Source organism: uncultured Streptococcus sp. (assembly GCF_901875575.1).
GTDB lineage: Bacteria > Bacillota > Bacilli > Lactobacillales > Streptococcaceae > Streptococcus.
In genome coordinates, this window is the sequence record NZ_CABFMF010000077.1 from 58,309 (window position 1) to 69,389 (window position 11,081).

Annotated in this window: 9 protein-coding genes, 1 tRNA gene and 1 riboswitch; of the genes, 3 read left to right on the forward strand and 7 right to left on the reverse strand. The window is 36.9% G+C overall.

Annotated features, from left to right (window positions below; all coding sequences use genetic code 11):
• Position 1: 1 nt before the first annotated feature.
• The 5 genes from vicK to QZ114_RS09235 all read right to left on the reverse strand — a co-directional run bounded on the left by vicK (position 2) and on the right by QZ114_RS09235 (position 4,287).
• Positions 2 to 1,351 carry a cell wall metabolism sensor histidine kinase VicK gene (vicK, locus tag QZ114_RS09215; RefSeq protein WP_295502492.1) on the reverse strand — a complete coding sequence of 450 codons (1,350 nt, stop codon included), beginning with the start codon at positions 1,349 to 1,351 and terminating at the stop codon, positions 2 to 4.
• Positions 1,344 to 2,051, reverse strand: coding sequence for a response regulator YycF (gene yycF, locus QZ114_RS09220; protein ID WP_295502494.1), 708 nt, complete (start codon positions 2,049 to 2,051; stop codon positions 1,344 to 1,346). The genes vicK and yycF overlap by 8 nt, the downstream gene beginning before the upstream one ends.
• A 57-nt stretch (positions 2,052 to 2,108) precedes the next feature.
• Positions 2,109 to 3,281 (reverse strand): A/G-specific adenine glycosylase, encoded by a 1,173-nt coding sequence (gene mutY / locus QZ114_RS09225; RefSeq protein ID WP_295502496.1) that lies wholly within the window; start codon positions 3,279 to 3,281, stop codon positions 2,109 to 2,111.
• Positions 3,282 to 3,471: 190 nt separating this feature from the next.
• Positions 3,472 to 3,544: transfer RNA gene (locus QZ114_RS09230), tRNA-Thr, on the reverse strand.
• A 233-nt stretch (positions 3,545 to 3,777) separates the two neighbouring features.
• Positions 3,778 to 4,287 (reverse strand): QueT transporter family protein, encoded by a 510-nt coding sequence (locus tag QZ114_RS09235; protein WP_295502498.1) that lies wholly within the window; start codon positions 4,285 to 4,287, stop codon positions 3,778 to 3,780.
• Positions 4,285 to 4,381: riboswitch (PreQ1 riboswitch) on the reverse strand. It overlaps the preceding gene by 3 nt.
• Before the next feature lie 28 nt (positions 4,382 to 4,409).
• Here QZ114_RS09235 and QZ114_RS09240 point away from each other — a divergent pair.
• Together QZ114_RS09240 and mscL are read left to right on the forward strand one after the other, a co-directional pair.
• Positions 4,410 to 4,838: a GtrA family protein gene (locus QZ114_RS09240; protein ID WP_295502500.1), complete on the forward strand. Its 429-nt coding sequence runs from the start codon at positions 4,410 to 4,412 to the stop codon at positions 4,836 to 4,838.
• A gap of 87 nt (positions 4,839 to 4,925) precedes the next feature.
• Positions 4,926 to 5,309 carry a large conductance mechanosensitive channel protein MscL gene (gene mscL / locus QZ114_RS09245; protein ID WP_295502502.1) on the forward strand — a complete coding sequence of 128 codons (384 nt, stop codon included), beginning with the start codon at positions 4,926 to 4,928 and terminating at the stop codon, positions 5,307 to 5,309.
• A gap of 40 nt (positions 5,310 to 5,349) precedes the next feature.
• Here the strand turns inward: mscL and hemH are convergent, their stop codons facing one another.
• Positions 5,350 to 6,444: a ferrochelatase gene (gene hemH, locus QZ114_RS09250; RefSeq protein WP_295502504.1), complete on the reverse strand. Its 1,095-nt coding sequence runs from the start codon at positions 6,442 to 6,444 to the stop codon at positions 5,350 to 5,352.
• A gap of 189 nt (positions 6,445 to 6,633) precedes the next feature.
• Here hemH and pepT point away from each other — a divergent pair, with 189 nt between their 5' ends.
• Positions 6,634 to 7,857, forward strand: coding sequence for a peptidase T (gene pepT / locus QZ114_RS09255; protein ID WP_295502506.1), 1,224 nt, complete (start codon positions 6,634 to 6,636; stop codon positions 7,855 to 7,857).
• A gap of 35 nt (positions 7,858 to 7,892) precedes the next feature.
• On the opposite strand, the gene QZ114_RS09260 is transcribed toward pepT, so the two are convergent.
• The coding region (locus QZ114_RS09260) for a pneumococcal-type histidine triad protein (protein ID WP_295502508.1) at positions 7,893 to 11,081 on the reverse strand (3,189 nt) is incomplete at its 5' end.

Here is an 11,081-nt window from a genome sequence, read left to right on the forward strand (position 1 = left end):
TCTAGTCTTCTACTTCATCCTCCCATACTTCTTCTTTTACTGCATACTTATCATAAGGAAGTACAATGGTGAAGGTTGATCCCTTACCGTACTCACTCTTAGCCCAGATAAAGCCTTTATGTTGTTTAATGATTTCTTTAGCAATAGATAGACCCAAACCAGTTCCACCTTGGGCACGGCTTCGCGCACGATCCACGCGATAAAAACGATCAAATATACGAGGTAAATCCTGCTTAGGAATTCCCAGTCCTTGATCCGAAATAGATAAAATCATCTGTTCATCTGTTGTTTTCATACTAACAGTGATTTTTCCACCATCTGGTGAATACTTAATGGCATTATTAAGAATATTATCAATAACCTGTGTCATCTTATCTGTATCAATTTCAATCCAAACTGATGTAATAGGGTAATCACGTACTAGTTCATATTTTTGTTGGTCATCCTGGGATTTGATGGTATCAAAGCGGTTAAGGATAAAGGTTATAAAAGCGGTGAAATTAATCAACTCCACATCTAAGTGACTAGTGGTATTATCAATTCTTGATAAATGCAAGAGGTCTGTTACCATCCGCATCATACGGTTGGTTTCATCTAGAGATACTTTGATAAAATCAGGTGCAACAGGCTCAGCAAGAGCACCTTCATCCAAGGCTTCCAGATAGGATTTAACACTTGTTAAAGGAGTTCGCAACTCATGGCTAACATTCGAAACGAAGAGTCTACGCTCTCGTTCTTCCTTTTCCTGCTCCGTTGTGTCGTGTAAAACGGCAACCAAACCTGATATAAAACCAGACTCACGACGAATCAAAGCAAAACGAACACGAAGTATTAAGTATTCACCATTATCATCTTGGGAATCAATCATTAGCTCAGGAACTTTTGTAATTAAATCTCGAAGCTCATATTCTTCACCAATATTTAGCAAATCTAATATATTTTTGTTTAGGGCATCTTCCTTTTGTATTCCCAGTTGTTTCTTAGCCATATCGTTTATCATGGTTATTTTCCCACGACGATTGGTTGCAAGGACTCCGTCAGTCATGTAAGAAAGAATACTATTTAGTCTCTTAGTTTCTTGTTCAAGATTTTCTTGAGTCAGTCGAATCACTTCTGACATATCATTGAGATTATTGGTGATATTTGTAATTTCAGAACTTCCCTGTAAATCCAATACTCGAGAATAATCTCCTGCAATTAAATCCTTTACCTTTTGATTAATCTGCTTCAATCGGATATTATCTCTACGATTCTCCAGTAATAGCAAGGTTACTACCAAGATAAAACCTAACAAAATCAAGATAAAGATAAAATCTCTAGTTAAAACTATTTCTTTAAATAATTTAATCATTATTTCTCATATAATAGCCGACCCCACGACGTGTTAAGATATACTCAGGGCGGCTTGGTGTGTCTTCAATTTTTTCACGTAAACGTCTAATGGTTACATCTACTGTACGAACATCTCCAAAATAATCATATCCCCAAACAGTCTCAAGTAAGTGCTCTCGAGTAATAACTTGACCAATATGAGATGCTAAGTGATATAAGAGCTCAAATTCACGGTGTGTTAAGTCTAGTTCTTCACCGTATTTCTTAGCAACATATGCATCAGGTACAATCTCTAAATCCCCAATTAGTATTGACTGAGATTTCTTTTCTTCTACATCATGATGATCTACAGTAAGAAGTTCTGCACGCCGTAAAACTGCCTTAACACGAGCCTGCAACTCTCGATTTGAAAAGGGCTTTGTTACATAATCATCTGCACCAAGCTCTAAGCCAATAACCTTATCAAATTCACTGTCCTTTGCAGAAAGCATGATAATGGGTACACTACTAGTCTTACGAATGGTTTTAGCAACTTCTAATCCATCGATTTCTGGAAGCATCAAATCCAAAATAATAACATCTGGTTGCTCAGATTCAAATTTCTCTAAAGCTTCACGACCATTAAAAGCAGTTACAACTTCGTAACCTTCCTTAGTCATATTAAATTTGATAATATCTGAGATTGGTTTTTCATCATCTACAATTAATATTTTTTTCATTTTTTCACCTTTTCTCTACTATTATAACAAAAAAATTAGAAGAAAACACAATTGCTATTACCGTCCATTGTCTAAATAAGTTCTTTCATAAACCTGCCATATCTTTTGTTGAGGTTTAGCAAAAGGATAGTGACTAAACTCTTTTGGAGAAATCCATCGTACTTCTCTATCTTTAAATTCATGGAAGTCATTTACTTGCCCTGCTATTATTTTTACATGCCATTTACGATGACTAAAGACATGCTTAATTTGGTCAAACTGATAATCTAGCCAATCAACTTTTAAATCATAATCCTGTTGGAAACTCTCTTCTGGACTGGGACCAAAGTTCACACTTTCTTCAGCAACTTGATGAAAAAGATTCATTTCCTCTTCTTGTGAAAAATCATCAACTTCTATCAAAGGAAAATGCCAAAAGCCTTTCAAGAGTTTCTCATTTTCATTTTTTTCAAGTAAAAATTTTCCATCTTTATTTTGTACTACTAAAGCATTGAGATAAATAGGAATGGGCTTTTTCTTAGGAGCTTTGATAGGGTAATGAGCCATAGTTCCATTTTGATAAGCTGCACTAAATTCCTTGACAGGACTTTCTTCTGGACGTGGATTTACTGGTGCTTCAATATCAGAACCCAAGTCCATTAAAGCCTGATTAAAGTCACCCGGCCGTTCTGGGTCAATCAAGATTTCCATCATTGCTTGAAAAATTTTACGATTACTCGGAATGCCAATATCGTGATCGACTTCAAATAAACGTGCTAAAACTCGCATAACATTACCATCTACAGCTGGTTCAGGCAAGTTAAAAGCAATACTAGAAATAGCTCCTGCAGTGTATGGTCCAATCCCTTTTAAACTGGAAATCCCTTCATAGGTGTTTGGAAATTGACCACCAAAGTCAGTCATAATTTGCTGAGCTGCAGCCTGCATATTGCGTACTCGAGAATAATAACCCAAACCTTCCCAAGCCTTCAATAAACGTTCTTCAGATGCTTCAGCCAAACTTTCTACAGTAGGAAACCATTCCAAAAATCTTTTATAATATGGAATGACCGTATCTACTCTAGTCTGCTGGAGCATGATCTCAGATAACCAAATATGATATGGATTCCTAGTTCGTCTCCAAGGTAAATCACGTTTATTCTCATCGTACCAGTTGAGCAGTTTTTCTCTGAAAGAAAAGATCCTATCCTCAGACCACATCTTGATACCGTATTCTTTTAAATCTAACATATATCTAGTATAACATAGAAGGATCTAACTGTCTGTTTATGAATATATTCTCTTTAATTGCATTGTACTAAAAAAGCCAGTAAAATTGAGCTTTCTTATTTTATCTTCTGTTAAATAAAGATAACTTTAAAAGATTTGGGGCAGATATAACAAAAACCCTTGTAAATCAAGGGTTTTTCTGTCTATATCATGCTAATTGCCGGGATTGAACCGGCGACCTCATCCTTACCATGGATGCGCTCTGCCAACTGAGCTAAATCAGCTTATCTAAAAGTATACTATAGTTGGACCCACTTGTCAATATATACAAAGTTTTTGAACGTAAAAAGAGTCTGGGACAAAAAGATTTTGATTTTAGGAATTCTTTATTATAAAATTTTAAAATCGATAGCTTAGACAAAAAAGCGAACAAAACAGAATTCTGAGTGTCAGATAACTCGTTTTGTTCGCTTTTTCAATTTAAGGTTAGACTTTTGTCCCAGGCTCTTGTAATATTCTATTTAGTAAGGTCAATTCGACGGCCAATTTTCCCAATGATAATGGCCCCAACGATTAATGAAGCAAATTCTCCAATTCCCGTTGTAAACCAAGTAAAGAAAAATGGTAATTGAGCTACAATATTCAACTCAATAGCAATGGTAAACATTGATAGTGAAAAGAGAATTGCAAATAAGAAATGATCTTTTCTAATCAAACCATTAAATAGGTAATCCTTGCTATATTTAGCAAAAAGCCATACACCTAGACTAAGGAATACTAAAGTTGAACCTCCACCTACAAAAACATCTATAAGCCCAAAACTAAAGAAGTTTGCAATCATACAACCAATAGTTACACCTATGATATACTTAGGATTATAAAATGCCATAAAGTTCATCATTTCAGAAAGACGAAACTGATAGGCACCATAACTAATAGCATTGAGTGGTGGTGTGATGGTTAAAACTATATAAATAGCTGCAACAATAGCTATATCCGTTACATCACGAACAGTTAATTTTTTCATGTTTTCTCCTTTGGCGGTTTACCGCGTATAATATGCTTGGTGAAAGAAGCTAAGCACCAAGGGTTAATTTCATCAATCATAACAGTATAGCACAATATAAATCTTTATGCTATACTTAAGCTATGAAAAAACAAATAAAAGTCCTATTTGACAACGAAATTTTTTCTTATCTTTTCTTTGGTGTTTCTACAACCTTAGTTTCTATATTCGCTCGCTTACTCCTGTACCAACTAACCCATCAAGAACTCCTTGCAACTGCCTTGGCAAATATGATTGGTATACTTTTTGCTTTTATTACAAATGATACAATTGTGTTCAAGCAAGTAAGAAAAAATTGGTATCTTCGTTTAATTAAATTTTTTTTAGCTCGTCTTTCTACCTTGTTGCTAGATTTACTACTCACCTACCTATTTGTAACAGAATTTCCTTCCATTATCGGTCAGTTTGTAAATCAAAATATAGATAGAATAAATACAATTGAAACCTTCCTAGCCCAAATTTTAATAATTATTATCAATTATATTATCAGTAAAGTCTATATTTTTAAGTAATAATTTGAATCCTCCAAGCATATATCTTGCATTCTATTTTTTTTTTAGATATAATTAAGACCAAATTTTTGAAAGGATATTATGAAAATGTTAAAAGATCTTAAAGCATTTTTGCTTCGTGGTAATGTTGTTGACCTTGCTGTCGGTGTGATTATTGCCTCTGCTTTTGGTGCTATCGTTACTTCATTTGTTAATGATATCATCACTCCACTCCTATTGAACCCAGCCTTGGAAGCTGCGAAAGTACAAAATATCGCTGAGCTTGCATGGAATGGTGTTACATATGGTAAATTCTTGAGTGCTATTATCAACTTCCTTGTTGTCGGTACTGTTCTCTTCTTTGTTATTAAAGCTATGGAAAAAGCTCAAAGCCTTACTAAAAAAGAAGAAGTTGTTGAAGAGGAAACTCCAGCTGCTCCAACTGAGTTGGAAGTACTTCAAGAAATCAAAGCGCTTCTTGAGAAAAAATAATCGTTTAAAAGGATCTAGCGCAAAGCTAAATCCTTTTTCTTTACTCTTTCGGCAACTTGCCTGCTTTCTCTAGCATTTTCTTGATAAGATAAGGCATCTTGACATTCTCCCGACCTTTTTTCTCAATCAGTTTTTTCACAAATTCTGGCATTTGTAAATCTTGAGATTCAGCCAAAATATTTTTCGTCTCATCTGAAGGAACTAACTCATCAAAGGTTTCTTCTTCTGGGAGAAATTCCTTAAACTCTTGATTTTCATTGTCTCTAACTGTATTGACCAAGGCATCAATCAAGCGAGAATCCGTATTTGGCATTGGTGGACGATGGTAGTTGACACCCAATTCTTGACACAAGTCATAACATTCCACATCGTTGTCAAACAAGACTTCAATATGCTCGCTAATGAAGCTGATAGGAACAAAAATATAATGGTCTGGATGTTCTGTCTGTTCTCTGAGATACTCCAAAACATCTGGCTTAATCCATGGAATACCGATATCGCTTTCACTCTGCCAAGTATTAGTATATTGCTCTGAACTCAAGCCTAGTTTTTCAGCGACTAGCTTGCTATTTTCGAAAATTTGGTCAATATAAGGGTCACCAAAATCCAAGGCAAAAATGGGCACACTGTGGGCTGAAAAGATGACTTTAAAGCTATCCTGCTTTACTTCTTCTTTTAAAATCTTAGCAATTTCATCTGCCCAATAGTTTAAGAGCGCCTCTTCTTGATACCAGTCCTTGATAACTAAAAATTTAATTTGTTTGCTTTCTAAAAATTTCTCGTATCCCATGACAGAGTAAAAAGAATAATGGGGTTCCAAGATCAAGCAAATACACTGCTCAATTCCATCTGCTTCCATCTGACCGATTACATCTGGAATAAAGGGGCTGGAAAACTTATTGGCAAAATAGACACTGTATTCATTTCCCAATCTAGCTTCTACCAAGGCAACCTCTTCACGAGTAATTTTTTGCAGAGGTGTCCCTCCAATTCGCACATAATTGTCATAGAGGGTTTGAATCTCGTGATCTTGAGGTCTCACTCCACGACGAATATTTGTGAAAAAATCAGCCACACCTTCAAAGGTAATCTCTTCTGGCGAACCGAAGGTCATCATTAAAATTGCTTTTTTCATAACTACTTCCTTGTGATATTCTTATCAAGTATATTTTATCATTAATTCATTAATAAGTAAATGCCATTATTTTATCACTAAATGATTAATAAGTAAACGCCAAGATAGTGACATTCTCATTCTTCTGTCTTTTGTTTTTCTCTTCTTTCTATGATACAATGGAAAAAATGAATTCAAAAGGAGTTTTTTATGACTTACACCAATCTCTTGGACCGCTTCTTAACCTACGTTAAGGTCAACACGCGCTCTGATGAACACTCTACTACTACTCCAAGTACGCAGAGTCAGGTTGACTTCGCAACCAATGTTCTTATCCCTGAAATGAAACGTGTTGGACTGCAAAACGTCTACTACCTTCCAAATGGTTTTGCAATTGGAACCTTGCCAGCCAATGATCCATCGTTAACACGTAAAATTGGCTTCATCTCCCACATGGATACTGCTGATTTTAATGCCGAAGGAGTCAATCCCCAAGTGATTGAAAACTACAATGGTGGTGTTATCGATTTAGGCGATTCTGGTTTCAAACTGGATCCAGCTGACTTTAAGAGTCTTGAGAAATATCCAGGACAAACGCTCATCACAACCGATGGAACAACCTTGCTCGGCGCTGATGACAAGTCAGGAATTGCTGAAATTATGACTGCTATTGAATATCTAACTGCTCACCCTGAAATCAAACACTGTGAAATTCGTGTTGGTTTTGGTCCAGATGAGGAAATTGGTGTTGGTGCTAATAAATTTGATGCAGAAGATTTTGATGTTGATTTTGCCTACACTGTTGATGGAGGACCACTAGGGGAACTTCAGTACGAGACTTTCTCAGCAGCTGGGGCTGAATTGCATTTCCAAGGTCGTAATGTCCACCCTGGTACTGCAAAAGGGCAAATGGTCAACGCTCTGCAATTAGCAATTGATTTCCATACTCAACTCCCTGAAACTGACCGTCCTGAGTTAACGGATGGCTACCAAGGTTTCTATCATCTTATGGATGTAACAGGTAGTGTTGAGGAAGCGCGTGCTAGCTACATCATTCGTGATTTTGAAAAGGATGCCTTTGAATCGCGTAAAGTAGCTATGCAAGCAATCACTGATAAGATGAATCAAGAACTTGGTAGCGACCGTGTCACACTAAACTTAACAGACCAGTACTACAATATGAAAGAAGTCATTGAAAAAGACATGACTCCAATTACCATTGCTAAGGCCGTTATGGAGGACTTAGGGATCAAGCCTATTATTGAACCAATCCGTGGCGGGACAGACGGCTCTAAAATTTCCTTTATGGGAATCCCAACTCCCAATATCTTTGCAGGCGGCGAGAACATGCACGGACGTTTTGAATACGTCAGCCTTCAGACTATGGAACGTGCAGTTGATACCATCATTGGTATCGTAGCTTATAGAGACTAAAAAGACGAGGTAGCTCAGCTACTTCGCCTTTCTTTTTATTGAGCTGGTTTTTCTTGATTTCCAGTACTTGTTACAGATTCAGTTGTTTTATTTTCTGAAGTTGATTCAGCAGGTTTAGAATCTCTTGTGTTGCTTGGTTTGCTTTCGTCGCTTGCAGTATCACTGTTAGATTCAGATGCTACTGGTGCTTCGGTTGCTGTACTTGCAATTGGTTGATTCTCTGCACTTGTGCTATCAGCATTCGATTTAGCATTTGTTGCTGGAGTTGCTTCTTCACTTGCTCTTGATTTAGACTTGATTTCTTGAGTCAAGGCTACTATTGTTTTGGCTAATTCAAGTAAGGCTTCTTTATCATTATTTTTCACATCTTCATCAAGCTGATCGAATAGTTTATCAACTTTTTCAAATTCTTCATTTGAACCATTGTTATCTTCTAAATACTTATGTAATGAGTTGATATATCCATAGAGTTGTTTATGTAGATTAATTATTTGTGGATCTTGTTGCGCAGTCTCTTTCTCTTTTTGCAGAGTAGCTACAATACGTTTCAAGAGATCTTTAACCTGGACATTGATTTCATCCAAATCTGCATCAGCCTTGCTAGCTGCAACTTTTAGATTTTCTACTTCTTCTGCCAAGGATTGTCTGATTCCTACTTCTTTAACTTGAGCTAAGAATTGCTCTGCTTTGGTTAAGATAGTTTCAACTTCCTCTTTGCTAACATGATTGACATGTTCTTCTTTCTTAAGATTAGGATAGATCTCTTTCAGGAATTCATAAATTGCTTGCTTAGCAGATTGACTATCAACTGTTTCTTTATCTAAAACTGTTTCATTTACTTTTGCAGTAGCTGGCTGATTTTTCAAAGCCTCTTCTACTTCTTGTTTTGTTTGGTAAATGCTTGGGAACAGTTTATTCAAGTCCACAGCCTTACGGAAAGATTGTGATTGATATAAAGTCAAAGTCAAATTAGCAACTTTATTACGAAGCTCATCACTTAAACGACCATCAGTTACATGCTCGTAGAAGTACTTGATATATTCCACTGTTGTATCACCAGTACGATCATTAAAGTCTTGAAGAGCTTGAAGTTGTGATTCAACCGCTGCTAAACCAGCTTCATCTTTGGCCAACTTAGCTTCTTGGAGTCGAACTAGAAGGTCTTTTTTCGGAAGTCCATAGCTATCCGTATCTAGTGTATTAATTTTATCAATTATTGCCTGATACTTCTTGTCTAATGCACTTGTTTCGACTGGTTTGACACTTTCATCAATATGGATATATTGCTTATCAAAGAGGTCAAGTCTTGCAAGATAACCCGCAGTAGAGTTGGTTGCAAGTTTCTTCATACTCTCCGTAAATTGACCCAAGGCTAACTCAATCTGTCTTTGTTTAATAGGTTGATCTTGATAAATCGTTCTACTTTCAGCTAGAAGTTGATCTACTTTTGCCAAGACTGCTTTTTCATCAAAAGCTCCAGGTTGATAGTTAGATTGAAGGGCTGGAATCTTGTTTTTCAAAGCTACTTCATAACCCTTAGTTTGAACCTTGATATAGTGATTGTGGTCGCCATGAGGAATCACAAAACTACCATTTTCTACTTGTAAGCTATAAGGAGATACACCATCACGTAAGGCAGTAGTATAGAGTTCATTCAAGAAATCAAGTTCTGGATTGCCAGTTTGGAGTGGAAGTCGAACATGTTCCTTACGAACAGCATAGGGATGGATATGAGTCGGATCGTAAGCTTGATCTGGATTACCAAATACAAAGAATCCGTTTGAAATTCTAATAGCTTCAAGTGGAACCCCGTAGGTCTTAGAAATATAAGCTATTTTTTCTTCATCACTTGCATCTTTAGAGAATAATTCAACAGATTTTGCAAGTGGTTGAACAGGCTCTGCATCATGATGTGTTTTCAAATGGTCTTGCGCTGCCTTGATTTGCTCTGCTTTCAAATCCTTCTTATAGAAGTAATGATTATGGTCACCGTGGGACATAACAAATCCTTGATCATCTTCACTGATAACTCGATTGGCATCAAAACCATGACCATGTTCGTCATGGTGATGACCATGTGCATCTTCATCATGATCATCATCGTCATCATGTGCTGGACTTGGTGTTCCTGTTCTTACACCTTTCAAATGATCCTGTGCTGCCTTGATTTGTTCTGGTGTCAAATCTTTCTTAAAGAAGTAATGATTGTGGTCGCCATGTGACATGACAAAACCTGACGCATCTTCACTGATAATTCGATTGGCATCAAAATCATGGCCGTGTGCTTCATGGTGATGACCATGTGCTTCTTCATCATGATCATCATCGTCATCATCATGTGCTGGACTTGGTGTTACTGGCGTTTTACCTCTCAAATGGTCTTGCGCTGCCTTGATTTGCTCTGCTGTCAAATCTTTCTTAAAGAAATAATGATTGTGGTCACCGTGGGACATAACAAATCCTTGATCATCTTCACTGATAACTCGATTGGCATCAAAACCATGACCATGTTCGTCATGGTGATGACCATGTGCATCTTCATCATGATCATCATCGTCATCATGTGCTGGACTTGGTGTTCCTGTTCTTACACCTTTCAAATGATCCTGTGCTGCCTTGATTTGTTCTGGTGTCAAATCTTTCTTAAAGAAGTAATGATTGTGGTCGCCATGTGACATGACAAAACCTGACGCATCTTCACTGATAATTCGATTGGCATCAAAACCATGACCATGTTCGTCATGGTGATGACCATGTGCATGTGCCTCTTCATCATGATCATCATCGTCATCATGTGCTGGACTTGGTGTTCCTGTTCTTACACCTTTCAAATGATCTTGCGCCGCCTTGATTTGTTCTGGTGTCAAATCTTTCTTGAAGAAGTAATGATTGTGGTCGCCATGAGTCATGACAAAACCTTCTGAATCTTCACTGATAATTCGATTGGCATCAAAACCATGACCATGTTCTTCCTCATGGTGGACATGTGGTGACGGATTACTTAATACAGAACTAGAAGAACTTCCTACCTCTTCCGTGTTAGAGTGTGATGGGGAATTGTTAAGAGATGACTTAGGAATATAATGATAGTGATCCCCATGTCTTACTATATAAGCATCACCTGTATCTCTGACAATGTCATTAGGGTTAAAGACATAACCATCATCTGCTGCAGTAACACCATTATTCGGTGTCACTGATAAAGGTTGACTGAGAGCTGTAGT